Source organism: Streptomyces sp. CBMA123 (genome assembly GCF_014596465.1).
Lineage (GTDB): Bacteria > Actinomycetota > Actinomycetes > Streptomycetales > Streptomycetaceae > Kitasatospora.
This window is the reverse complement of the sequence record NZ_MECK01000633.1, coordinates 1-24559: the sequence shown is the minus strand read 5'-3', so window position 1 is coordinate 24559 and position 24559 is coordinate 1. Positions and strand designations below refer to the sequence as shown.

20 protein-coding genes and 1 pseudogene are annotated in these 24559 nt (G+C 75.0%); 8 read left to right on the top strand and 13 right to left on the bottom strand.

The genetic code is table 11. The features are described from left to right. The first annotated feature begins 279 nt into the window (after nucleotides 1–279). Nucleotides 280–642, top strand: a complete 363-nt coding sequence (locus tag BG452_RS43760) for a hypothetical protein (protein ID WP_188309965.1) — start codon at nucleotides 280–282, stop codon at nucleotides 640–642. A gap of 185 nt (nucleotides 643–827) precedes the next feature. Further along, a complete protein-coding gene (locus BG452_RS43755) occupies nucleotides 828–2057 on the top strand; it encodes an alpha/beta hydrolase family protein (RefSeq protein ID WP_188309964.1) in 1230 nt (409 codons plus the stop codon). Nucleotides 2058–2225: 168 nt separating this feature from the next. Here the strand turns inward: BG452_RS43755 and BG452_RS43750 are convergent, their stop codons facing one another. Both BG452_RS43750 and BG452_RS43745 read right to left on the bottom strand, forming a co-directional pair. Further along, a complete protein-coding gene (locus tag BG452_RS43750; protein ID WP_188309963.1) occupies nucleotides 2226–2978 on the bottom strand; it encodes a hypothetical protein in 753 nt (250 codons plus the stop codon). Nucleotides 2979–3144: 166 nt separating this feature from the next. Then, nucleotides 3145–5187: an NADPH-dependent 2,4-dienoyl-CoA reductase gene (locus tag BG452_RS43745; protein WP_188309962.1), complete on the bottom strand. Its 2043-nt coding sequence runs from the start codon at nucleotides 5185–5187 to the stop codon at nucleotides 3145–3147. 270 nt (nucleotides 5188–5457) lie between these two features. On the opposite strand from BG452_RS43745, the gene BG452_RS47970 reads away from it, so the two are divergent. Further along, complete coding sequence (locus BG452_RS47970) at nucleotides 5458–6705, top strand: FAD-dependent monooxygenase (RefSeq protein WP_188309961.1); 1248 nt, start codon at nucleotides 5458–5460, stop codon at nucleotides 6703–6705. Nucleotides 6706–6738: 33 nt separating this feature from the next. Here BG452_RS47970 and BG452_RS43735 read toward each other — a convergent pair whose 3' ends face one another. After that, nucleotides 6739–7314, bottom strand: a complete 576-nt coding sequence (locus BG452_RS43735) for a TerD family protein (RefSeq protein WP_188309960.1) — start codon at nucleotides 7312–7314, stop codon at nucleotides 6739–6741. A gap of 236 nt (nucleotides 7315–7550) precedes the next feature. Between BG452_RS43735 and BG452_RS43730 the strand changes: the two genes are divergently transcribed. Continuing rightward, a complete protein-coding gene (locus tag BG452_RS43730) occupies nucleotides 7551–7844 on the top strand; it encodes a hypothetical protein (RefSeq protein WP_188309959.1) in 294 nt (97 codons plus the stop codon). Between the two features lie 163 nt (nucleotides 7845–8007). Here BG452_RS43730 and BG452_RS43725 read toward each other — a convergent pair whose 3' ends face one another. After that, entirely contained in the window at nucleotides 8008–9576 is a 1569-nt protein-coding gene (locus BG452_RS43725; RefSeq protein ID WP_188309958.1) for a glycerol-3-phosphate dehydrogenase/oxidase, read from the bottom strand. Continuing rightward, entirely contained in the window at nucleotides 9573–10196 is a 624-nt protein-coding gene (locus BG452_RS43720; RefSeq protein ID WP_188309957.1) for a TetR/AcrR family transcriptional regulator, read from the bottom strand. The genes BG452_RS43725 and BG452_RS43720 overlap by 4 nt, the downstream gene beginning before the upstream one ends. Nucleotides 10197–10216: 20 nt before the next feature. Here BG452_RS43720 and BG452_RS43715 point away from each other — a divergent pair, with 20 nt between their 5' ends. Then, the gene (locus BG452_RS43715) at nucleotides 10217–11839 is read left to right on the top strand and encodes an FAD-binding oxidoreductase (protein ID WP_223243619.1); all 1623 of its coding nucleotides are present in this window, start codon (nucleotides 10217–10219) and stop codon (nucleotides 11837–11839) included. Between the two features lie 20 nt (nucleotides 11840–11859). Continuing rightward, nucleotides 11860–12768 carry a diacylglycerol kinase gene (locus tag BG452_RS43710; protein ID WP_188309956.1) on the top strand — a complete coding sequence of 303 codons (909 nt, stop codon included), beginning with the start codon at nucleotides 11860–11862 and terminating at the stop codon, nucleotides 12766–12768. A 54-nt stretch (nucleotides 12769–12822) separates the two neighbouring features. Here BG452_RS43710 and BG452_RS43705 read toward each other — a convergent pair whose 3' ends face one another. The 7 genes from BG452_RS43705 to BG452_RS43675 all read right to left on the bottom strand — a co-directional run bounded on the left by BG452_RS43705 (nucleotide 12823) and on the right by BG452_RS43675 (nucleotide 20138). Then, nucleotides 12823–13356, bottom strand: a complete 534-nt coding sequence (locus BG452_RS43705) for a GNAT family N-acetyltransferase (protein WP_188309955.1) — start codon at nucleotides 13354–13356, stop codon at nucleotides 12823–12825. A 136-nt stretch (nucleotides 13357–13492) separates the two neighbouring features. Then, the gene (locus BG452_RS43700; protein ID WP_188309954.1) at nucleotides 13493–14851 is read right to left on the bottom strand and encodes a DUF2252 domain-containing protein; all 1359 of its coding nucleotides are present in this window, start codon (nucleotides 14849–14851) and stop codon (nucleotides 13493–13495) included. 177 nt (nucleotides 14852–15028) lie between these two features. Continuing rightward, on the bottom strand, nucleotides 15029–16597 hold the full coding sequence (locus BG452_RS43695; protein WP_317621518.1) for a multicopper oxidase family protein: 1569 nt from the start codon (nucleotides 16595–16597) through the stop codon (nucleotides 15029–15031). Then, the gene (locus tag BG452_RS43690; protein WP_188309953.1) at nucleotides 16594–17067 is read right to left on the bottom strand and encodes a hypothetical protein; all 474 of its coding nucleotides are present in this window, start codon (nucleotides 17065–17067) and stop codon (nucleotides 16594–16596) included. Before BG452_RS43690 ends, BG452_RS43695 begins: the two co-directional genes overlap by 4 nt. Nucleotides 17068–17290: 223 nt before the next feature. Next, nucleotides 17291–18079: an aminotransferase class IV gene (locus tag BG452_RS43685; protein WP_188309952.1), complete on the bottom strand. Its 789-nt coding sequence runs from the start codon at nucleotides 18077–18079 to the stop codon at nucleotides 17291–17293. Then, the gene (locus tag BG452_RS43680) at nucleotides 18072–19073 is read right to left on the bottom strand and encodes a GNAT family N-acetyltransferase (RefSeq protein WP_188309951.1); all 1002 of its coding nucleotides are present in this window, start codon (nucleotides 19071–19073) and stop codon (nucleotides 18072–18074) included. Before BG452_RS43680 ends, BG452_RS43685 begins: the two co-directional genes overlap by 8 nt. 102 nt (nucleotides 19074–19175) lie before the next feature. Then, nucleotides 19176–20138, bottom strand: coding sequence for a DMT family transporter (locus tag BG452_RS43675; protein ID WP_188309950.1), 963 nt, complete (start codon nucleotides 20136–20138; stop codon nucleotides 19176–19178). A gap of 93 nt (nucleotides 20139–20231) precedes the next feature. On the opposite strand from BG452_RS43675, the gene BG452_RS43670 reads away from it, so the two are divergent. After that, entirely contained in the window at nucleotides 20232–21110 is an 879-nt protein-coding gene (locus tag BG452_RS43670; protein WP_188309949.1) for a LysR family transcriptional regulator, read from the top strand. A gap of 214 nt (nucleotides 21111–21324) precedes the next feature. Next, nucleotides 21325–22626 (top strand): carbohydrate-binding protein, encoded by a 1302-nt coding sequence (locus BG452_RS43665; protein WP_223243618.1) that lies wholly within the window; start codon nucleotides 21325–21327, stop codon nucleotides 22624–22626. 89 nt (nucleotides 22627–22715) lie between these two features. Here BG452_RS43665 and BG452_RS43660 read toward each other — a convergent pair. Further along, nucleotides 22716–24559 (bottom strand): annotated as a pseudogene (locus BG452_RS43660) (hypothetical protein); the annotation flags it as partial.

The window sequence follows — 24559 nt, the reverse complement described above, 5'->3', positions numbered from 1 at the left end:
TCCGGCGGGAGGCCTCGGAGGGCCTGGCGCACGAGGAGCGGGTGACGTCGTGGCGGGTGTCCTCGGCGGAGGAGGTGATCGGGCGCGCGGTCGGCCCAGCCTCCGGCACCGGTCCAGCGAGTCGACACCTCCCAATGAGCCCTGAGTGCCGACGCCAGCGACACGCCGACGAAGCACGGGGATTCACTCGCACGAGTGATTGCCGACGCTCCGCACACTGACCGACACTCGGAGTAATCGGAGAGCCCGTCGGGCTCTCCCGGCGTAAGGAGTGCCGCCATGACCGCAGCCGAATCCTCCGCCTCCGAGATCCCGCAGATCGCGGGCAGCTCCCAGCCCACCAGCCACGGACAGGACCTCGCGGCGATCGGCGGCAACGTCGGCGCCGTGTGGCGGGCCTGGTGGACCTGGACCCCGTCGCACGGGGTGTTCAACCTGCAGCTCCCGTGGAACGTCATCGGGGTCGACTCGACCGTCGTCATCACCGCCTCCGAGATCGACGCCAACGGCCACCGCTTCGTCGGCGCCGCCGCCCTCCAGGTGTCGAGCATCGCCCCCGGGAACGGGGTGGTCACCTTCAAGATCAACATCGACTGGGGCAGCTCGCTGCCGATGCGCACCGACGTCCTGGTCTTCAACTGAGCGGACCCCGACGCGCGGAGAACAACGGGAGTGGGAAGTCGGCCGGGCCGACTTCCCACTCTCTCCGTTCCACGACTGACGTCGCATCAGCCCGGGGATGTAAACCCGTGGGCCAATGCGGGCCGCCGGGAGATCAATCGGTGGGCCGATGCCGCTCCCCCGCGCCGCGTGACAGCGTCCTCCGCATGGACACCACGCCGTTCACCAGCTCCACCGGACCGACCCGCCGTCGCGTGCTGGGCACCGCACTGGCCCTGGGCGTCGCCGCCCCGCTCGGCCTGGCCTCCACCGCCCGGGCGGACGCCCCCACCCCGGCCCCCACCCCGGCGCCCGGCGGCACCCCCGGGCGGCTCACCCTGCCCGAGCCCACCGGCCCGCACCGCGTCGGCACGGTCGCCCTCCACCTGCGCGACACCTCCCGGCCGGACCCGGTCGCCGGCGCCGGCCGCTACCGCGAGCTGATGGCCGGCGTCTGGTACCCCGCCCGGCAGACGGACGGACTCCCGCTCGCCCCCTGGCTGGCCGACGGCCCGATGCAGGCCTTCCTCGACGACGTCGGCTACCCGCTCCCGCTCTCGCTCGCTCCGCTCACCTCCGGGCACGTGGGCGCACCCGTGCACCGCTCCGGCCACCGGCTGCCCGTCGTCCTCTACGCGCACGGCGCGCACAGCCACCGGGGCGACCACACCGTCATCGTCCAGGAGCTCGCCAGCCACGGCTACGTCGTGATCACCGTCGACTTCCCGCACGACGCCTTCACCCAGTTCCCCGGCGGCCCCGTGGTCACCCCGGGCACGGACCCGAAGGCCGACACCGGCGTGCTCGCGTTCGTCCCGGACTTCCGCTTCGTGCTGGACTGCGTCGAAGCGCTCGCCGCCGGCCGCAATCCCGACGCCGACGGCCGCGACCTCCCCGAGGGCCTGCTCGGCGCCCTCGACCCGCAGCGCATCGGCATGTTCGGCTGGTCCAAGGGCGGCAGCGTCACCGCGCAGACCGCGGTCGTCGACCGCCGCATCCGGGCCGGGCTCAGCCTGGACGGGCCGATGATCCCGACCATCACCACCGACCTGGACCGGCCGTTCCTGATGATGACGGCCGTCTGGCCCCGCACCCCGGGCTCGGAGGCCGAGACCTTCTGGACCCATCTGCGCGGCTGGCGGCTCGACATCCAGGCCGACGGCGCCATCCACAACTCGTACGGCGACAACATGACGCTGATCCCCCAGGCCGGAAAGCTGCTCGGGATGAGCGAGCAGCAGATCCAGCAGCAGGTCGGCACCCTCGCCCCCGAGCGTGGCATCGCCATCCAGCAGTCCTACCCGCTCGCCTTCTTCGACCGCCACCTCCGCCACCGCCGCGGCGCCCTCCTCGACGGGCCGTCCCCGACGTTCCCGGAGGTCAGGTTCCTCCCGTAGCACCGGACCTGGACGACGGGGACGGGCGGCCGCCACGGGGGTGCGGCCGCCCGTCCCGCGAACGGCCGGTTCCCGGGACGGGCCGGAACGTCCCTGGTGCTGATCGACCGCAGCGCGGCCCCCGTCGAGCGAGGTGCCCGACGGGGGCCGCGGTGGGTGTCCCGGTGCTCAGACCGACATGCCCTGAGTGGCGGTGGCGGTGGCGGTGGCGGTGGGTGGGGTGGTGCTGCCGGCGGTGGTGCCGAGGGTGCGTTCGATCTTGGCGACGGCGCTGCGGTACTGCATCGAGGCGGCCTGGGGGTCGGCGCCCTGGCGTTGGAAGTAGCCGTAGGCGAGGCCGACGGTGCCGAAGCGTTCGACGCCGACGAAGGCGCTGAGCTGGACGCCGGCGAGGGTGCCGTCGAGGCGCGCGGCGGGGGCGTCCGGGCGGTCGCCGAGGGTGACCGGGGTGACGGTGAAGGTCACCGTGTCCCCGACGCCGGCGTTGAAGGTGATGGTGTGGCAGGTCCTGAGCGCGTCGGCGGCGGTGTTGAAGTCGGTGGTGAGCCGGGCCGGGTCCTCGGCGGTGAGGGCCTCGGTGACCATCGGGTTGCCGTCCTGGCCGTCCAGTTCGGTCTCGGCGCTCGGGGCCTCGGGGCCGGGCGTCGTGGCGTGCAGGTTGATGAGGGCGCTGAGCGCGTCGCAGCCGCTGACGGGGGTCGGGGTGGCGCTGGGGCTGGGGCTGGGGCTGGGGCTCGCGGTGGCGGGCGCCTCGGTGTAGCCCGGGCCGAGGTCGTTCGCGGTGAGCAGCGCCGACTTCAGCTGGTCGGCGGAGGGCAGCGACTGGGCGGACGCGGCGCCGGCGGCGCCCGCCGGGCCCAGGGTGGCCGCCGCGACCAGGACCGCGGCGGTGAGGGCGTGGAGTGGCCTCGGGAGGGACATGCTGGCCCCCGGTCGAGTGGTCGGGCAGGGACAGCCACCAGTGTCCCACCGGGGCTCGGGCACGGCGCGCGGGCGCACATCCTCGCAGGTCAGCGCGGGCGGCGGTGGGGCCCGCGGCGTGGTGCCGCGGGCCCGGCGCGCCGGGCAGCCCCCCGGCTGCCCGACGTCAGATGGTCGCGGCCAGTTCCGTCCCCTGCTTGATGGCCCGCTTGGCGTCCAGTTCGGCGGCCACGTCGGCGCCGCCGATGACGTGCACGGACAGGCCGCGCTCGCGCAGCGCCTCGTCGAGGTCGCGGCGCGGCTCCTGGCCGGTGCAGAGCACCACGGTGTCCACGGGCAGGAGTTGGCGTTCGCCGTCGACGGTGTAGTGGAGTCCGGCGTCGTCGATGAGGTCGTAGGAGACGCCGGGGACCATCACCACGCCGCGGTGCTTGAGTTCGGTGCGGTGGATCCAGCCGGTGGTCTTGCCGAGTCCGGCGCCGACCTTGCCGGTCTTGCGCTGCAGCAGGTGGACGCTGCGCGGGGGCTTCGGCCGCTCGGGGGCGCGCAGGCCGCCGCGCTCGCGGTACTCCGGGTCGATGCCCCACTTCGCCTGGAACACCGGCGGGTTGAGGCTCGCCTGGTCGCCCTGGTCGGTGAGGAACTCGGCCACGTCGAAGCCGATCCCGCCGGCGCCGAGGATGGCGACCCGCTCGCCGACCGGCGCGCCGTCGCGCAGCACGTCGAGGTAGCCGAGCACGCTGGGGTGGTCGATTCCCGGGATGTCGGCGGGGGTCCGGGGCGTGACGCCGGTGGCGAGGACGATCTCCTGGTGCTCCGCCGCGGCGAGCTGTTCGGCGGTGATGACGGCGCCGAGGCGCTGGGTGACGCCCAACTCGGCCAGCCGGGTGCGGTAGTAGCGCAGCGTCTCGTCGAACTCCTCCTTGCCGGGGATCCGGCGGGCGATGTTCAGCTGGCCGCCGATGCTGTCGGCGGCGTCGTAGAGCGTGACGCTGTGGCCGCGTTCGGCGGCGGAGACGGCGAAGGCGAGGCCGGCCGGTCCGGCGCCGACGACGCCGATGGACTTGCGCACCTTGGTGGGGGCGAGGACGAGTTCGGTCTCGTGGCAGGCGCGCGGGTTGACCAGGCAGGAGGTGATCTGGAGGTTGAAGGTGTGGTCCAGGCAGGCCTGGTTGCAGCCGATGCAGGTGTTGATGGCGTCCGCGCGGTCCTCACGCGCCTTGGCGACGAAGTCGGCGTCGGCGAGCAGCGGGCGGGCCATCGAGACCAGGTCGGCGCAGCCGTCGGCGAGCAACTGCTCGGCGATCTCGGGGGTGTTGATGCGGTTGGTGGTGACCAGCGGAATGCCGACCTGGCCCATCACCCGCTGGGTGACCCAGGCGAAGGCGCCGCGCGGCACGAAGGTGGCGATGGTGGGGATGCGGGCCTCGTGCCAGCCGATGCCGGTGTTGATGATGCTCGCGCCGGCGGCTTCGACGGCCTGGGCGAGCCGGACCACCTCGTCGAGGGTGGAGCCGCCGGGGACGAGGTCGAGCATGGAGAGCCGGTAGACGATGATGAAGTCCTCGCCGACCCGCTCGCGGACCCGGCGGACGATCTCCACCGGGAAGCGCATCCGGTTCTCGTAGGGGCCGCCCCACTCGTCCTGGCGGTGGTTGGTGGCGGCGACGACGAACTCGTTGACCAGGTAGCCCTCGGAGCCCATGATCTCGACGCCGTCGTAGCCGGCCCGGTGGGCGAGTTCGGCGCAGCGGGCGAAGTCCTCGATGGTCTGCTCGACCTGTTCGGCGGTGAGCTCGTTGGGCACGAACGGGCTGATCGGGGCCTGGAGGGCGCTGGGGGCGACCAGGTCGCGGTGGTAGGCGTAGCGGCCGAAGTGCAGGATCTGCAGGGCGATCTTCCCGCCGGCGGCGTGCACGGCGTCGGTGACCACCCGGTGCTCGTCGGCCTCCGCCTCGGTGGTCAGCATGGCGCCGCCCTCCCAGGGGCGCCCGGCCTCGTTGGGGGCGATGCCGCCGGTGACGATCAGGCCGACGCCGCCGCGGGCGCGTTCGGCGTAGAACGCGGCCATCCGCCGGTAGCCGCCGGGGGCCTCCTCCAGGCCGACGTGCATCGAGCCCATGACCACCCGGTTGGGGAGGGTGGTGAAGCCGAGGTCGAGCGGGCTGAGCAGGTGCGGGTAGCGGCTGCTGCCGGGGGTCGAACTCATCGACGTCTCCTGAGGGGGCGGCCAGTGGGGCTTGTTACCGCAGGGTAGGGGACGGTCGACATGCTATGCAACTAGTTGCATAGGGCCGAGGGAGAAGCCCCCGCGCGCCGCGGCCGGGCGGCGTATCGTCGTGCCGTCGCGCACCCGACGGTACGGAGGCGGGTGCCGACGGTCCGGGCCCGAGGCACCGCGGGGCGGCGCAGAGGCGCGACACAGCACGGAGCAGAGACGCAGCAGGGACCCGGGAAAGGCCCAGGAGAGGGGACGACCGTGCGGGGTGGCTCGGTGGCCGTGGTCGGCGGCAGCATCGCCGGAAGCGCCTTCGCCGGGGCGGCGGCCCGGCTCGGCGCGGAGCGGGTCGTGGTGCTGGAGCGCAGCCCCGCCCGGCTGGAGGACCGCGGCCTGGGGATCTGCACCCACGACGACCGCTTCGCCGAGCTGGTCGACGCCGGCCACCTGGCCCCGGACACCCGCCGCCACCGGCTCACCGTGCGCCGCTGGGTCACCCGGGGGCCGGCCGGCGAGGGCGACGGCGGGAACGGGCGCGGGCGGTTGCTCTGGGCCCAGCCGTTCCCGTTCCACTCCCACCACTGGGCGGTGCTCTGGCAGGCCCTGCGCGAGCGGGCGCCCGCGGCGGTGGAGTACCGGATGGGCTCCACCGTGACGGCGGTGGGCGGCGACCGGGACGGCGCCTGGACGGAGCGGGCCGACGGCACCCGCACCCCGTACGACCTGGTGATCGGCGCGGACGGCTACCGGTCGGTGGTCCGCGCCGCGGTCTGCCCGCAGGCCGGGCCCGAGTACGCCGGATACGTGTGCTGGCGCGGCAGTTACGACTCCGCGCTGCTGGACGGGCTGCCCGGCGGGGCCGCGGCCTGGCCGGAGGACGAGTGCGCCACCGTCTGCTACCCCGGCGGCCAGGTGGTGCTCTACCGCATCCCCGGGCTCGCCCCCGGGAGCACCCTGGTGAACTGGGTCTTCTACGCGCCCACCCCGGACTGGCTGCGCCTGGACGGCCCGACCGCCGTCGCCGCGGGCGCCCTCACCGGCGAACAGCTGTCCGGGATGCGGGAGTTCGCCGAGCGGCAGCTGCCGCCGTACTGGGCCGGCGTGATCGCGCTGACGCCACCCGAACGGACCCTGCTGCAGCCGGTCTACGACCTGGCCGTCCCGCACCGCACCGCCGGGCGGCTGCTCATCGGCGGGGACGCGGCGACCATCGTCCGCCCGCACAACACCAGCGGCGCGGTGAAGGCACTGCAGGACGCGCATGCCTTCGAGCAGGCCGGGCTGCGGCTGGGCGGCGACTCCTGGGAGCCGCTGCTGGCCGCGTACGACCGCGAACGGACCGCCGCCGGGCTGGAGTTGGTGGACCTGGGCCGCACGCTGGGCCGGGCGCAGGTCACCGCGGCGCCGGACTGGTCGGCGATGGACGGGCCGGCCATGGACGCCTGGTGGCGGCGACAGCTCACCACCGGCGCGGGTTTCGGCGGCCACACACTCGGGCGGACCGGCTGAGCCGGCCCGCCCGGGCAAAATCCCTTCGAGGGATCAGACGTTGACGCCGTAGTCGGTGGCGATGCCGCGCAGACCGGAGGCGTAACCCTGCCCTATCGCGCGGAACTTCCACTCGGCGCCGTTGCGGTACAGCTCGCCGAAGACCATGGCGGTCTCGGTGGAGGCGTCCTCGGTGAGGTCGTAGCGGGCGATCTCCTGGCCGTTCGCCTGGTTGACGATCCGGATGAAGGCGTTGCGGACCTGGCCGAAGTTCTGCAGCCGGGCGTCGGCGTCGTAGATCGACACCGGGAAGACCACCTTGGCGACGTCGGCCGGCACCCGGGCCAGGTCGACCTTGATCTGCTCGTCGTCGCCGTCGCCGCCGCCGGTCAGGTTGTCGCCGCTGTGCTCGACCGAACCCTCGGGGCTGCGGAGGTTGTTGAAGAAGACGAAGTGCTGGTCCGAGACGACCTTGCCGAGCGCGTTGCAGAGCAGCGCGCTGGCGTCCAGGTCGTAGTCGGCCCCGGTGGTGGTGCGGACGGCCCAGCCGAGACCCACGATCACGGCGCTCAGACCGGGCGCCTCCTTGCTCAGCGAGACGTTGCCGCCCTTGGCCAGCGAAACTCCCACAATGCCCTCCTCGGATCTCCCTGCGGACGAATCTACAACACTGTAGAGATCACGAGAATCCGCCTGCGGGCGGGCCCCGCCCCCGGGATTTCTCAGGGGCGGGACGGGGAACCGATCGCCCCGGCCCCGATCCCTGCGATCACCGTACCGGCCGGGGCGCCGGGAGGGTACGGCCCTCCTACACTGGCGGTGGATCCCTGGCCGTCCCCGTTCCGAGGCCCTCGCGGGAGGTTCCCATGCGCCAGCGGTACAGCTTCCACCTCGACCAGGACGGACACTCGGTCACCGTCAACGTCCGCTCCGGCTGGATCACCGAGACCGAACTGCTGGTGGACGGCAAGGAGTGCGCCTTCCACCGCGTCCACGGCCACGGCGGCTACCCGCTGACGCTGTCCGGGCAACTCGCCGAGGAGCCGCCGCGGCCGCTGGCCGTACGGCTGGACCGGACGGGCCGGGCCGAGCACCCGCTGGCCTGCGTGCTGGAACTCGCGGGCGCCGAACACCCGATGCCGGAGCGCACCGCGCGCTGAGACCCCATGCGCCCACGCCCGGATTCCCGCAGGGCTACTTGCCAGCAAGCCAAAGTGCGGACCACTCGGCCGGTACGGCGGACCTGCCGTACCGGCCGTCGTCGCTCCGCCCCTGCTCCTGCGCGTGCTCCTGCTCCTGCTCCTGCTCCTGCTCCTGCTCCTGCTACTGCGCGGCGCTCTCCCCGAGAATCTCCCCGACGATCTCCTCGACCGCCTTCCGGGCCCGCTCGGCGTCCTCCGCCACCAGCCCGATCCTGGTCCGCCGGTCCAGCACGTCGGCGGCGTCCAGGGCGCCCTCGTGGGTGACCGCGTACGCGACCTCCGCGCGGGTCACGTCGACGCCCTCCGCCACCGGCGTCGGCTCCCCCGCCGCCAGCACCTCGTGGGACAGGCCGCCGTGCCGGGCGACCAGCGAGGCGGGCACCCCCTGGACCGGCACCGGGCGGCTGTCCCGGTGGCCGGGCGCGCCGACCAGCGGGAGCCGGGCCGTCCAGCAGGTACGGGCGGGCAGGCCGCGCAGCCGGACGGCGGCGTCCACCGCGTCCTCGGCCATCCGCCGGTAGGTGGTGAGCTTGCCGCCGACCACGGTGACCACCCCGGACGGGGACTCCAGCACCGCGTGCTCCCGGGAGATGTCGGCGGTGCTCCCGCCCCCGGTGTCGATCAGCGGGCGCAGCCCGGCGTAGGCGCCCCGGACGTCCGCCCTGGTCAGCGCGGTGGCCAGGGCGGCGTTGACGGTGTCGAGCAGGAAGGTCAGCTCGGCCTCGGTGGGCCGCGGCTCGTCCGGGACGGGGCCGGGGGCGTCCTCGTCGGTCAGCCCGATCGCGACCCGGCCGAGCTGCTGCGGCAGCGCGAACACGAAGCGGCTGGTGGAGCCGGGCACCGGCACGGTGAGCGCGGCCGCCGGGTAGCCCAGGGTCGCGGCGTCCACCAGCAGGTGGGTGCCACGGCTGGGGCGCAGCTTGATCGAGGTGTCCACCTCGCCGGCCCACACCCCGGTGGCGTTGATCACCGCGCCCGCGGTGACGGTCAGCGTCTGCCCGCTCAGCGCGTCGACCAGCCGGGCGGACGTCCCGGTGACGGACTCGGCCCGCACCCGGGTCAGCACGCTCGCGCCGTACTGCGCGGCGGTGCGCGCCAGGGCGATCACCAGCCGTGCGTCGTCCACGAGTTGGCCGTCGTGCGCGACCAGGGCGCCGCGCAGTCCGGCGGTCCGCACGGCCGGCGCCAGCTGCTTGGTCCGGGCCGCGTCGATCCGGCGCACCCGGGGCAGCAGGGTGCCCGGCGTGCCGGCGCTCAGCCGCAGCGCGTCCCCGGCGTGGAAGCCCGCGCGGATCAGCGCGGCCTGCCCCGGGCGCAGCAGGTCGGGGAGCAGCGGCACCAGTTGGGGCAGGGCCCGGACCAGGTGCGGAGCGGTGCGGGTCATCAGCACACCGCGCTCGACGGCGCTCTCCCGGGCCACCTTGACCCGCCCGGAGGCGAGGTAGCGCAGGCCGCCGTGCACCAGTTTGGAACTCCAGCGGCTGGTGCCGAAGGCGAGGTCGCGGGACTCCACCAGCACGGTCCGCAGTCCGCGCGCGGCGGCGTCCAGCGCCACCCCGGCGCCGGTCACCCCGCCGCCGATCACCAGCAGGTCGAGGTGCGGATCGTCGGCGAGCGCGTCGAGTTCGCGGGTGCGGCGGGCGGCGTCGAGTCGGGCGGTTCCCGCGTACGGGCTGGCCACGGGCGTCATGGTGCGAGGTATCCGTTCAGTGCTCTGGCCAGTTCGCGCCGCCACGCCGCCTCCGGCAGCAGGGAGGCGACCATGCGGTGCGACTGGACGGTGGACTGGGCGATCAGCAGGACCATGGCGGCCAGTTCGGTCGGCTCGCCGGCCCGGACGGAGCCGTCGGCCTGGCTCCGCTCGATGCCGGTGCGCAGCGCCTCCAGCAGGCCGCGCTGGCTGGCGCCGAGCCGCTCGACCACGTACTGGAGCAGCAGGTCGGAGTCGTCGGAGTGGAGCAGCGCGCCGAGCACCGGGTGGTCACGCAGCCGGACGGCGACCTCGACCACCCGGTCCACGAAGGTCTCCCGGTCGCGCACCTCCAGCGAGGTGCCCTCCAGGGTGGTCAGGATCTCGCGGGTGAGCAGCGCCCCGATCACCGCCTGGACGTCCGGCCAGCGCCGGTAGACGGTCGGGCGGCTGACCCCGGCGCGGCGGGCGATCTCCGCCAGCTGGGTGCGGCGCACGCCGAGGTGCACGACGAGGTCGGCGGCGGCGTCCAGGATCGCGTCGTCGGTGCTGCGGGGCGCTGCGCCGAGGGGCTTCGCAGCCTTGGCGGGCCCTCCGGCGGTGGCGTTACTACTTGACATGATGTGTGAAACTGTAACGCATGGCACCTGAGACGCAAGCGGGATCGGCCGGCGCCGCTCTGCCGCTCCCCCCGATGAAGTGGAACGCCTGGGGAGACCCGGCCCTCGCCAAGGACCTGTCCGCGGACATCAAGGGACTGCTCGCCGCCGCCCTCGGCGTCACCGGCGACGCCGCCCCCGGGCCGAGCGCCGCCGAGGTCGTCCTGCGCCCGTCCCGGATCACCGCCGAGGACCTCAAAGCCCTGGCCGCCACCGTCGGCGAGGCCCACGTCAGCGCCGCCGACGCCGACCGGCTGCCCCGGGCCGGCGGCAAGTCCACCCCCGACCTGCTGCGCCGCCGCAGCCGCGAGGCCCAGGACGCCCCCGACGCCGTCGTACTGCCCGGCGACGAGGCCGAGATCGCCGCCCTGCTCGCCGTCTGCGCCGAACGCCGCATCGCCGTCGTCCCGTTCGGCGGCGGCACCAGCGTGGTCGGCGGCCTCGACCCCGAGCGCGGCCCCTTCCAGGCCGTCATCTCGCTCGACCTGCGCCGCCTCGACCAGCTCCTCGACCTGGACGAGACCTCCGGCGAGGCCGTCCTCGGCGCCGGCCTCACCGGCCCCGCGGCGGAGGCCCTGCTCGCCGACCGCGGCTGGGAACTCGGCCACTACCCGCAGAGCTTCCGCTACGCCACGATCGGCGGCTTCGCCGCCACCCGCTCCTCCGGCCAGGACTCGGCCGGCCACGGGCGCTTCGACGAGATGGTCCGCGGCCTGCGCGTGGTCACCCCCGCCGGCACCCTCGACCTCGGCCGCGCCCCCGCCTCCGCCGCCGGCCCCGACCTGCGCCAGCTCTTCCTCGGCTCCGAGGGCACCCTCGGCGTGATCACCGCCGTGCGCCTGCGCGTCCACCCGCTGCCCGCCGTCAAGGCGTACGAGGCGTGGAGCTTCCCCGACTTCGCCACCGGGACGGCCGCGCTGCGCGCCGTCGAACAGCAGGGCACCGGCCCGACCGTGATCCGGCTCTCCGACGAGGCCGAGACCATGGTCAACCTCGCCATGACCGAGCAGATCGGCGGCTCCCCCGCCGTCACCGGCTGCCTCGCCGTCACCGTCTTCGAGGGCACCGCCGAACAGGTCGCCGCCCGGCACGCCCTCACCCGCGCGGCGCTGCTCGCCGCCGGCGGCACCTCCCTCCGCGAGGCGCCCGCCCGCGCCTGGGAGCACGGCCGGTTCAACGCCCCCTACCTGCGCGACTCCCTGCTCAGCGCCGGCGCGCTCTGCGAGACCCTGGAGACCGCCACCGGCTGGAGCCGGCTCGCCGAACTGCGGACCGCCGTCACCGAGGCGCTCACCGCCGCCCTGCCCGGCGCCCTCGTGCTGTGCCACATCTCGCACGTCTACCCGACCGGCGCCTCGCTCTACTTCACCGTCGTCGCCGCCCTCGGCGAGGACCCGCTCACCCGGTGGGGCGCCGCCAAGCGGGCCGCCGGCGACGCCATCCTGCGCAGCGGCGGCACCATCAGCCACCACCACGCCGTCGGCGCCGACCACCGGCCCTGGATGAGCGAGGAGATCGGCGACCTCGGCGTGCGCATCCTGCGCGCCGTCAAGGCCGAGCTCGACCCGGCGGGCATCCTCAACCCCGGCAAGCTGATCCCGTAACCGAGAGGGGAGTTGGGCCCATGACCGGCCCGAGAACCGTCCGCAGGGTCACCGTTCTCACCAACCCGGCGGCGGGCATCGGCCACGCCGAACCCGCCGCCCACCGGGCCGTCGCCCGACTGCGCGCCCTCGGCGTCGACGTCGAACCGCAGGCCGGGCGCTCCGCCGACGACGCCGTCCGCCTCGCCCGCGAGGCGGCGGCCGGCGGGGCCGACGCGGTGGTCGTGGTCGGCGGCGACGGCATGGTCAACCTGGCCCTCCAGGCCCTCGCCGGCACCCCCGTCCCGCTCGGCCTGATACCCGCCGGCACCGGCAACGACCACGCCCGCGAGTACGGCCTGCCCATCGGCGCCCCCGAGGCCGCCGCCGAGGTCATCGCCGCCGGACGCACCCGCGGCGTCGACCTCGGCCGGATCACCGGCCCGGACGGCGCCGTCCGCTGGTACGGCTCCGTCCTCGCCAGCGGCTTCGACTCCCTGGTCAGCGACCGCGCCAACCGGCTGCGCTGGCCCCGCGGCCGGATGCGCTACAATCTCGCCATCCTCGCCGAGTTCGCCAACCTGCGCCCCCTGCCGTTCCGGCTCACCCTCGCCGACGGCACCGTCATCGAACGCGACCTCACCCTCGCCGCCGTCGGCAACACCCGCAGCTACGGCGGCGGCATGCCGATCTGCCCCGCCGCCCTCCCCGACGACGGCCTGCTCGACGTCACCCTCGTCGACGCCTTGCCCCGGCTGCGGATCGCCCGCTTCTTCCCCACCCTCCTCAAGGGCACCCACACCACCCGCCCGGAGGTCACCACCCTGCGCACCGAGTCCCTCCGGATCGAGTCCCCCGGCATCACCGCCTACGCCGACGGCGAGTTCATCACCGCCCTCCCCGTCGACGTGGCGGTGCGGCGCGAGGCCCTCCACCTCCTGGTGCCCTGACCTCCCGGCTGCCCGGGCGGTTCAGGCCCGGCGCTCCAGGAGGACGGTGCTCTCCTACGCCCCGGGCCGGAGCCGGTGGACGACGGTGCGCCGGAGCGGCCCCTCCGGGGCCTCGGGGTCGTCGAAGTCCTCGGCGGGGTCGTGGGTCATGCCGAGGCGGCGCATCACGGCCTGGGAGCGCAGGTTGCCCGCGGTGGTGAGGGCGAGGACCTCGGGGAGGGCGAGCGTGCCGAAGCCGTACGTGAGGACGGCGCGGGCGGCCTCGGTCGCGTAGCCGTGGCCCCAGGCCGGCCGGGCCAGCCGCCAGCCGATCTCCACGCCGTCGACCGGGGCGTGCTCGTCGACGTCGTCCAGGCCCACGAAGCCGATGAACTCGCCGCTCTCCCGCACCTCGACGGCCAGCCAGCCGTACCCGCGCCGCTCGATCGCCGCCTCGTACCGCGCCACCGAGGCGTCGCTCCGCTCGCGGCTGAGGAGGCCGCCGAGGTGTTCGCGGACCTGCGGGTCGGCGTTCATCGCGGCCCACGGGGCGAGGTCGGAGTCCCGCCATCGGCGGATCAGCAGGCGGTCGGTGCGCAGTTCGTCCATGCCCCCACCCAACGGCACCCGGCCCGCCCGGGCAACCGGGAATCGGGGCGGGCGGGCGCTCCGGATCCGGGGCCCGCCCGGCTCGGCGCGCCCGATCTCCGGTTTCGGTACGGGGAGTTGGAGCGGTCGGCGGCCCTCACACGCCCCGGGTCGCGGCGACCCGCCCGGCCCGGATCGCCTCGACCAGCTCGCGGTGGTCGGCCGCCGTCCGGTCCGCGTACCGCAGGGCGAAGTCGGCGACGGCCTCGGCGAAGGTGTCGGCGGCGCCCAGGTAGCCGACGATGGCGAGGCGGTCGCCGGTGCGGGCGTGGGCGCGGGCCAGGGTGCGTCCGCACAGGTCGGCGTAGTCGCGCAGGCCGCCGGGGGTCATCGTGTCGACCTCCACCGAGCCCTTCATGTCGCGCAGTTGGCGGCCGTAGAAGTGCCGCCCGGCGGGGCCGGTGGTCCAGCCGAGGAAGATGTCGCTGGCGGCCTGCATCAGGTGCTGGCCGGTGACCACCCGGCGGCCGCCGTGGTGGACGGCGACTTCGGCGTCCGTCCGGGTGGGCGGCAGGTGGTCCTCCAGCACCGACCGGCCGGCCTCCTTGAGCTGCAGGAACAGCGGGTCGCGGATGTCCCGGCCCTCCAGCAGGACGATGTAGCAGCGGGTGCCGACGCTGCCGACGCCGACCACCTTCATCGCCGCGTCCACGAAGCGGTAGCGGTCGAGCAGGACCCTCCGGTCCTCGGCGAGGGTGGCCCGGTAGTCGCTGAACACCTTGCCGATGCCGCGCAGTTCGTTCCGTCTCAGTTCCTCGATCAGCGGCGGCGAGCTGATGATCCGGCGCCGCCCGTCGCGCTCCTCGGTGAGCTTGCCGAAGGCCTGGAGGCTGGTGCGGCGCCGGGCGTGGTCGAGGTCGGCGCGGACGGCCTCGCGGCGGCGGGTCTTGCGGATCAGCGGCAGCAGGTCGGCGGTGTCGATCCGGCTGTACCAGGCGTCGAGTTCTCCGAGCCCGGCCAGTCGGCGCATCGCGGTGGCGTAGCCCTGGACGGCGGTGCGGGCGGCGCGCCGGGCGCGTTCGTCGTCCTGGCCGTTCTCGCGGGCGGCGACGGCGATGCTGGCGGCGAGGCGTTTGACGTCCCACTCGAAGGGTCCGGGGTGGGTCTCGTCGAAGTCGTTGACGTCGAAGAGCAGGGCGCGTTCCGGCGAGGCGTACACCCCGAAGTTCAACAGGTGGGCGTCGCCGCAGAGTTGGACGGTCAGTCCGGTGTCGGGGACGGCGGCGAGGTCGGCGGCCATCACGGCGGCGGCGCCGCGCAGGTAGCCGAACGGGCTGTCGGCCATCCGGCCGTAGCGGATCGGCAGCAGCCGGGCGACCCGGTCGGCGCCCTGGGCCTCCAGCACGCCGAGCGGGTCGGGGCGGTCCGCGGCCGGGATCCAGCGGCCGTGCTCGGAGCGGGAGACGCGCTCACGGGCGGCCCGTCCGATGCGACGGCGTTCGGCGGGGGTGGTCATGGCGGCGGCTCCGTCCGTCGAGGGTGTCGGGGGTGGACACGCCTCCTCACGACGCTAGCGCCTGTCTTCGGCCCCCCGCCTGCGGAGCGACGCCGGGGGACGCACCACCGCGTCCTCCGGCACTCGGCCGATCGGATGACCCGCGGGCCGGGGCCGCGGGGCCGGGTCCCGGGCGGCTCACCCCACCGTGAAGTCCGCCATCATCGCCATGTCCTCGTGCTCCAGGTTGTGGCAGTGCATCATGTACGTCCCCCCGTAGTCGGTGAAGCGCACCAGGACCTCCACCGCCTCGGCCGGCCGCAGGTCGACGGTGTCCTTCCAGCCCTCGTCCCACGGCCCCGGGCCCCGGCCGTTGCGCCCGGTCACCTGGAAGTGGTCCAGATGGACGTGCACGGGGTGGTGGACGTCGCTGGAGAAGCGCCAGCGCTCGACGCTGCCGAGGGCGGGGGTGGCCAGACTGCGGCCGGGTTCGTACGGGTCGCCGTTGATGGTCCAGCCGTCGGCGCGGCTGCGCCGGAAGGCGAAGTGGCGGGTGGCGACGGCCCGGGCGGCGTCCAGCTCCTCGACGGCGGACAGCTTGTCGGGCACCGTGGCGTCGTCGTTCACCGCCCGGGAGGAGACGTCGAAGCGCATCACCTCGGCGGTGCGGCCGCTGCCGAAGCGGTTGAGCAGGCGCACCTGGGTGCCGGGCCCGTAGCGGGAGAAGTCCACCACCACGTCGAAGCGTTCGGCGGGGGCGATCTCGATCGCGTCGTGGGTGACCGGGGCGGCGAGCAGGCCGCCGTCGGAGCCGATCTGGACGAAGGCGTCGCCCCCGGAGGGCTGCGGGTGCAGTTCGAGCCGGTAGAGCCGGGCGTTGGAGGCGTTGAGCAGCCGCAGCCGGTAGTGCGCGCGGTCGACGTCCAGGCGCGGCCAGGGCGCGCCGTTGACCAGGATGACGTCGCCGAGGACGCCGTTCATGTAGGCGTCGGTGACGCCGGGGACGGCGAGCGAGGCGTCGGTGGACGGGTACTTGAAGGAGCCGTCGGCGGCGAAGGCGCGGTCGGCGAGCATCAGCGGAAGGTCGCGTTCGCCGCGCGGCAGCGGCAGGGCGCCCTCCTCGTCGTCCTGGACGAGGTGGAACCCGGCCAGGCCGCGCCAGACGCCGGGGCCGGTGAAGCCCATCCGGTGGTCGTGGTACCAGAGGGTGGCGGCGCGCTGCCTGCCCGGGTAGGTGTGGGTGCGCTCGCCGACCAGGTTGTGGCCGCTCAGGTGCCGCATCCCCGGCATGCCGTCCATCGCGGAGGCGGCGGGGGCGGCGGAGCCGGCCGGCAGCAGCAGGTCGATCGGGTAGCCGTCGCTGTCGGCCGGGGTGTGCCCGCCGTGCAGGTGGACCACGGTCGGCACCGGCAGCTGGTTGCGGTGCTTGACCACGGCGGCCCGGCCGGAGCGGGTGACCACCGTCGGCCCGGGGAAGGTGCCGCCGTACGTCCAGGCCTCGGTCTTCACCCCGGGCAGGATCTCCAGTTCGGCGACCTGCTGGGTGATCTCGTAGTAGTCGTTGGTGCCGTCGGTGCGCACCGGCTGGAGCACGGTCGGCACCCGCAGCGGGGCCTGGAAGGCGGCGGGCAGGTCGAGGTCGCTGGCGAGCAGCCGCCCGGGGCGGCCCTCGGCGAACAGGTAGGCCGCCGAGGGGACGGCGACGGCGGCCAGCGCGCCCGCGCCGAACACGGAGGCGCCGATGCCGAGGAAGCGGCGACGGTTCACCGCTTCACCTCCAGCGGCCCGACGGGGCGCGGCAGCCGTCCGCTGCCGTCCCGGCCCCCTTCGGACCGGGCCTCCCGGACGGGCAGCGGCAGCCGCCAGGCGCCGACCAGGCCGAACAGGATGCCGCTGACCAGCAGCACGCCGAGGGTGACGTGCACCCCGGTCGCCCGCGCGTAGCCGGCGCCGATCTGGCCGATCACGGCGACGGTGAGCAGCGCGGTGGTCCACAGCGGCCAGAGCGGGCCACCCCCGGGCCTGCGTACCGACAGGGCCACCACCAGCTGGACCAGCACCACGGTGGCCAGCATCATCGCGGTGCCCTCGTGGTCCTTGAGGGAGTCGTAGGTGCCGTTGAGGAAGCTGCCGGCCAGCATGGTCTGGAGCACGGCCAGCAACGTCAGGGTGGTGGCGGTGACGCGCAGGAGGATCAGCGGCCAACGGGGCGCGCCGGCGGCAGGGGGACTGCTCATGTCGGGGCTACTCTCTGCTTCGGACGGGTCGGGCGGGCGAGAGCGTAGCTGATCAGGCGTCACAATCGGCCGCTGGAAGGGGCTTTGGACCATTCCGCCGTTCCATTGCGCCGATTGCCACGGGGTTCGTCACCCGTGCGGGTGATCCACTCGAGCGGTCGGCCGGCGCACCGGGCCCGGTGCGCCGGCCGACCGCGCCGGCCCCACCGCCCCGAATGCGGTGCTACACCGGGTCGGCGGCGATCCCGCGGTAGGCGGCGCGCAGTTCGGCGAGCAGTGGGTGGCCGGGGTCGAAGGCGGTGCCGTCGACGGCGGCCAGCGGGCGCAGCCCGACGCCCGCGTTCACCGCGAAGGCCGCGTCGAAGCGCCCCGACTCGGCGGCGTGGACCGGCTCGCGGGACTGCGGGCCGCCGTACGCGCCGGCCAGCAGCGCCGCGGTGACGCCGGGCAGGCTGGGGCCCTCCGGCCACACCAGGCGGCGCCCGGTCAGGAAGCCGACGTTCCAGGTCGCGCCCTCCAGCACCAGGCCGTCGTCGTCGGTGAGCAACACGTCGTCGTACCCCGCGAGTTGGGCTGCGCGGCGGTGGTGGACCAGCCCGAACAGGCCGACGTGCTTCACCTCCGGCAGCTCCCGCCGGTGGGCGACCGTCCGGACCCTCAGCGGGGCGGGCTCGGCGCTCCCGGCCGGGCGGGTGGTCACCAGCAGGACGGGGGCGGCCGGGGCGGCGGGGCGTTCCAGGCCGAGCGCGGGGGCGTAGCCGGTGACCCGGACGATCACCGGCGCGCCGTCGGCCGGCAGCACCGCGCGGATCCGCTCCCGGACCACCGCCCGGTCCGGCTCGACGCCGAACAGCGCCCGGCCGTCCCGTACCAGCCGGTCCAGGTGCAGCGCCAGACCGCGGACGCCGCCCGCCTCGACCCGCAGGGTGGTGAAGTGCCCGTAGTTGAGCAGCCCCAGGGCGGCGAGCCGCGCCGGGTCGGCGGGCGCGCCGTCAATCTCGATCTCAGCCATTCCCCGAGTCTGCCAGCAGCGGGGACACCCGCGGAGTCGACTCCGGCAACGTCGACTCCGGCGGCGTCGACTCCGGCAGCGTTGACTCCGGCAGCGCCACCGGGCGCCGCGGACCGGCCGCCGGGCGGCCCACCGTCCGGGCCGCACGCTCGAACTCCTCGATCCTGACCGCCAGTCCCTCCGGCTCCCCCGCCTCCGCCCAGCGCCACGCCTCCGCCCACCACTGCGGGCCGCGCACCAGCGGACGGCCCGCCAGGGCCAGGTACAGCGCCAGCGTCGAACGGGCGTACCCGTGCACCCAGCCGTCGCAGCCCCGGTAGTGCGCCGTCTCGTCCAGCCGCAGCCAGCGGCCCTCCTGCCCGGCGGCCAGTATCGGCACCCAGCCGCACTGCCGGTCGGCGACCAGCAGGAGCAGCCGCCCGTCCTCCTCCCGCACCCGGTGGAGCGGCAGTTGGGGCATCCGGGCGAACGACAGCGAACGCTTCCAGCCCACCACCCACAGCCCGCGGCGCAGGTAGTAGCGGACGGCCGACTGCCACGCCCAGTGCGCCTCCAGCCGGAAGCCCGGCAGGCCCTCGGCGGTGGCCGCCGCGTACACCTCGTCCAGCGCCCCGGCGGCCAGCCCGCGCCCGCGCGCCCCGGGCCGGACGTAGAGGGAGGAGACGGCGAGCTGGCTCGGGCCCTTGGTCCAGTTGTCCACCGCGACCGTCCCGACGACGGCGCCCGACTCGTCCCGGATCCAGTACCGGCGCCGGTACAGTTCCCCGCCCGGCCACTCCCGGCCGCTCTCCCCCAGCCGCTCCCGCCAGTCGCGCTCGGCACCCGGATCCAGCGCGTCCGGATCCACCACCTCGCCCAGCTCGCCCTCCACCAGGGACGCCAAGTCCCAGAGGGCGAACCGGCGTTCCTCCCCCTCGACGGCCGCCCGCAACCGCACCCCCGCCGCCAACCGGTCCTGCGCCCGCTCGACCGCCGCATCCCACGACCTCACCACGGGGCCACCCTAGCGGCCCTCCGGGCACGACCCGTAATCCACCGGACACCGAACGTCAGGCCGGTAACCGAACGTCAGACCGGCCGGCGGGAAGGCGGCCGGTCATCCCCCCGCTCCGCCCCGTCCCGGGGAGCCCACCGGCCGGCGTTCCCTCGGGGCGGCCGCGGACGGGGTCCCGGGCCGGGTCCCGGGCGGGCGGGTCAGGGCGACGGCGGCGATGACCAGGATGCCGCCGGCCAGGGCGTTCCAGCCGACGGGTTCGGCGAGAAGGGCGGCGCCCAGGGCGGTGGACCACAGCGGCATGACGTAGGTGACGGCCGAGGCGACGGCGGTGCCGGCGGCGCGGACCAGGCCGAGGTTGAGCAGGTAGGCGAAGCCGGTGCCGAGGGCGCCGAGCACCAGCAGGGCGGCGGCGGCCGGGCCGCCCGGCCAGTGCGGGGCGCCGCCGGCGGCCGGGGCGATCAGGGCCAACTCGGCGGTGGCGCAGGTGATCTGGAGCGCGGAGAGGGTGGTGACGGTCTCCGGGCGGCCGGACAGGAAGCGGCGCAGGTAGGCGAAGCCCGCGCCGTAGCAGCAGGCGGCGGCCAGGCAGGCGAGGGCGCCGGCCAGCGCACCCGGGCCGAGGCCGCGCCAGACCCCGAGCACGGTGAGCACGCCGACGAAGCCGAGCGCGAGGCCCGCGAGCCGGCGGGCGCCCGGGCGGCGCTCCTGGGGGACGGTCAGCACCGCGAACAGCAGGGTGAACAGCGGGGTGGTCGCGTTCATCACCCCGGCGAGCACCGAGCTGATCCTGGTCTCGCCGAACGAGAACAGGGTGAACGGCACGGTGTTGAGCAGCACCGCGACCACCGCCGAGTGCCCCCACAGCGCCCGGTCCCTCGGGGCCCGGCCGCCGCGCAGCAGCAGGACGGCCCACAGCGTGGTGGCGCCCAGCAGGCTGCGCCACAGCGCCACCCAGACCGGCGGCACCCCCGCGTCGACCGCCACCTTGATCAGGGCGAAGCTGGCGCCCCAGATCGCCGACAGTGCCACGAAGCCCGGCCACCAGCGCCGCACCCCGACCACCTCCCTCTCCGTCCGGTGTCGTTGGACAGAGGGTGGCCCGGCGGCAGACCATGAGTCCAACAAGTGGCGGTGCGGAGAGGATGAGGAAGTCTCATGACCCAGGACGTCAACCTGGCCCAGCTCAGGGCCCTGGTCGCGGTCGCCGACACCGGCGGCTTCGGCGCGGCCGCCGACGAACTGGGCATCAGCCAGTCCGCCGTCTCGCACGCCGTCGCCGCACTGGAGCGCTCGCTCGGCGCGCCCGTGCTGCGGCGTGGCACCCCATGCCGCCCCACCCCGCTCGGCGAGCAGGTCCTGCCGCACGCCCGGACCGCCGTCGCCTCCGCCGCCGCCGTGCGCACCATCGCCACCCGGCACTCCGGCGGCCCCACCGGCACGGTGCGGCTGGCCGCCCCGACCACCGTCTGCCAGGCGCTGCTGCCCGGACTGCTGCGGGCCTGGAAGGAGGCATACCCGCAGGTCACCGTGCGGGTCTTCGAGGGCGAGGACGCCGAGCTGCCCACCTGGCTGGAGGCCGGCACGGTGGACGCCGCCGTCCTGGTCGACGCCGGCCCGCTGCCGCCCGGGGCGGTCGCGCTCGGCGCCGACTCCATGCACGCGCTGCTGCGCCGCGACCATCCGCTCGCCGGCCAGGAGGCCGTCCACGTGGGCGAGTTGGCGGACGACGACTTCCTGCTCTCCGAGGGCGGCTGCGAACGCCACGTCCGCGAGGCCTACCGGCGGGCCGGCACCCGCTTCGCCCCCCGGCACCGCATCCGCGACCTCAACACGCTGATCGGCATGGTGCACGCGGGTGTCGGGGTCTCGGTGATGCCGGCACTGGCGCTGACCATGCTGCCGCCGGACTGCGTCCTGGTACCGATCCGGCCGGCCGTGCACCGCACGCTGACGCTCACCGGGCCCACCGGCCGGCCCTGGTCCCCGGCGGTCGCCGGACTGCTCGCGGGGGTGGGGGTGACCGTCCCGGTCTGACGGCCCCGACCCCTCCGCCTCCCGAGCCGCCCGGCCGCGCACCGCCGGGCGGCTTGACCTTTTTGGGGTTGACCGCCATTCCCCGACAGGTCTATACCAGTGATGACCTTCGGCAACTACCCGCCGCCGCCGGTCCATTCGGCCGTCCCGCCACCCCCACACCCGGCGCGACCAGGCCCGCCGCCCCCACCGCCGTTTCCTGGAAAGGCTTCCGATGGAGCGCGCTCTTCCCCCACAGCACCGCACCACCGCACCGGACTCCCGCAGATCCCGCGCCGCCCTCGCCGTGGCCGGCGTGCTCGGCCTGGTCGCCGGCGGCTTCGCCGCACTGGCCGGCACCGGCGCGGCCTCCGCCTCCACCACCACCGGCGCCGACACCGGCACCGGCCTGGGCAGCAACTGGTACGCCTCCGCGCCGTACCTGATGCCCGAGGACAACAGCCCGCCGGACGCCGCCGCCGTGATGGACGCGACCGGCCAGAAGGCCTTCCAGCTGGCCTTCATCCTCGCCCAGGGCAACAGCTGTTCGCCCGCCTGGGGCGGCACCTCCCCGATCGGCTCGGACACCGCCATGCCCGGCGTCATCCAGACCATCCGCGGCAAGGGCGGGGACGTCTCGGTGTCGGTCGGCGGGTACGGCGGCACCAAGCTGGGCCAGGTCTGCGGCACCCCGGAGGCGACCGCCGCCGGCTACCAGCAGGTGATCACCAAGTACGGCCTCAAGGCGATCGACTTCGACCTGGAGGAGCCGGAGTACGAGAACACCGCCGCCATCCACAACGAGATCGGCGCGGCCCGCATCCTCCAGCAGAACAACCCCGGCCTGTACATCTCGATCACCACCGCCGGGACCAACGCCGGCACCGGCTGGTTCGGCACCCAGATGCTGGGCGAGGCCAAGTCGCAGGGCTTCACGCCGAACAACTACTCGATCATGCCGTTCGACGGCGGCTTCAACGGCTCCGCCGCGCAGACCGACGCACTGGTGAAGTTCAACCAGATCCTCCAGACCACCTTCGGCTGGAACGAGGCCACCGCGTACGCCCACGAGGGCGTGTCGATGATGAACGGCCGCACCGACGCCGCCGAGTACTTCCGCCAGGCCGACTTCCAGAGCGTGCTGGACTTCGCCACCGCGCACGGCCTGGCCCGCTACACCTTCTGGTCGGTCAACCGGGACCGCCAGTGCGCGGGCAACGTCGACCCGGGCCTGTCCGGCTCCTGCTCCAGCGTGGCGCAGGGGGACTGGGACTTCACCAAGTACACGGTGAAGTTCGCCGGGGCGACCCCGCCCACCACCCCGCCGACCACGCCCCCGACCACCCCGCCGACCGGCAGCCCGACCGGCAACCCGGGGACGTGCACCGCACCGGCGTGGAGCGCGAGCACCACGTACACCGCGGGCGCCAAGGTCTCGTACAACGGGCACGCCTACCACGCCAAGTGGTGGACGCTGAACGAGGTGCCGAGCGCCAGCGGCCAGTGGGGCGTCTGGGGCGACGACGGCCCCTGCTGACCCGCAGGACGGCACGACACGGGGCGGGCGTCCACGACGCCCGCCCCGCGCGGGTTCCCGGCGCGGGGCCAACCCCCGACCCGCGCCGCTCAGTTGCCCGCGAACCGCTCCCGCAGCCCGGCCAGCACCCGGGCCGCCTCGTCCAGCCCGGCCGCCTCGCAGCGGGCGATCCCGGCGGTCAGCCGGGTCACCGCCGCCCGGGGGCGGTCGAGGTCGCCCTCGATCAGCGCGGCCAGCCGGACGGCCTCCGCCCGCAGCGACTCCGGCTGCGCCGAGCCGGCCGGCTCCCCGGTCCGCTCGTACACCGCGATCGCCCGCTCCACCTCGGCGAGCGCCTCCTCGTGCCGGTCCGCGACGGCCAGGCAGCGGGCCCGCTCGTAGTGCGAACCGCCGCGCAGGTACCAGCCGTTGTACTCCTGGCCGAGCCGTTCGGCGGTTTCGCCGAGGGCGTCCGCGTCGGCCAGCAGGGCGAGCGCGGCGTCCAACTGCTCAGCACCGCGGTTGCACATCATCAGCTGGGCCAGCTCCCGCATGGTGGCGGCCAGTTGGTCCACCTGCGGGGCCTTGCCGTGCGCCTCCCGGGCCCGCCCGAGGGCGGCCTCGGCGGCGTCCCAGCGGTCCGCCCGGGCGAGGGCCAGGGTGGCCTCGCAGGCGACCATGGTGTGGGTCTGCTGGTCCTCCCAGTCGGCGACCAGCTCGGCCAGCCGCAGGTACTCCTCGGCCGCGTCCCGGTGCTCCTCCAGGTCGACCAGGCCCCGGGCGAGGTCCAGCCGGGCCTGGGCGAGCATCCGGACGTCCAGTTCGGCGGCGGCCGCGGCGTCCAGCACCGACTCCAGCACGGCCACCGCGTCGGCCGCCCGGCCGGTGCCGCGCAGCACGTCGGCCAGTTGCAGCCGCACCTGGGCCGCCTCCTCGACGGCCTCGGCGCCCTGCCGGTCGTAGCGCGCGGCGGCCTCCGAGAGCGCCCGCACCGCCCCGCCGAGGTCGTCGGTCCGCAGGCTCGCGTGCCCGAGCATCATGTACGTCGGCGCGTACGGGTAGCCGTCCTCGCCCCAGCGCACGGCCTCGGCCAGCGCCCGGTGGAACACCTCGACGGCCTGGCCGGCCTCGCCCTGCTGCAGCAGCACCTGACCGAGCAGGCCGAGCACCCGCGGGGTGTGCCAGGGCAGTTCGGCGGCATCCAACTGGGCCAGCACCTCACGCAGTTCGGTGACGGCCTCGGTGAACCGCCCCTGCCGGGCGGCGACGTCGGCGGTGTACTGGCGGGAGGTCGCGGACCGGCGGGCGGAGCCGAGTTCGACGGCGGTGCCCCGGTAGGCGCCGACGGCCGCCTCGAAGCGCTCGGCCGTCCCGGCGGCGGGTTCGGGCAGTTCCTCGACCAGGTCGTGGTGGGCGGCGTAGGCGCGCGCCTGGAGGACGATCAGGTAGTCGTCGTCGGGCATCGCGCCCTCGGCGCGCAGCTCCTCGGCCCGGGCCAGTGCGGCGTCCAGCGCCGTCCAGTCGGACACCACGCCCTCGACGTCGCCGAGTTCGACGATCAGCGCCCGGGTGCGGGCCATCAGCGCCGGGCCGGGCAGCCCGGCCCGTTCGTACAGCTCCGCGGCCTCCAGCAGGCCTGCGGTGCCCTCGGCGTAGTCGTCGCGCTGGACGGCCTCATGGGCGCGCTGTTCGGCGAGTTCGGCGCTCAGCAACTCGGGGCCGCCGAGGTCGGTACCCGTCGGGAGGACGAAGCCCTCGGCGCCGACCCGTTCGGCGATCCGCTTCCACAGCCGGTCGGCGTCCGGGTGGCCGAGGACCTCCAGTTCGCGGGCCCGCAGCACCAGCGCGGTGAAGTCCTCCGGCTCGGCCTCGACGGCGCGCCGCGGCGCCGGGGCGACGGCGGGGGCCGTCGCGGCCCGCTCGGGCGCGACGGCGGCCCGCACGCCCAGGGCCA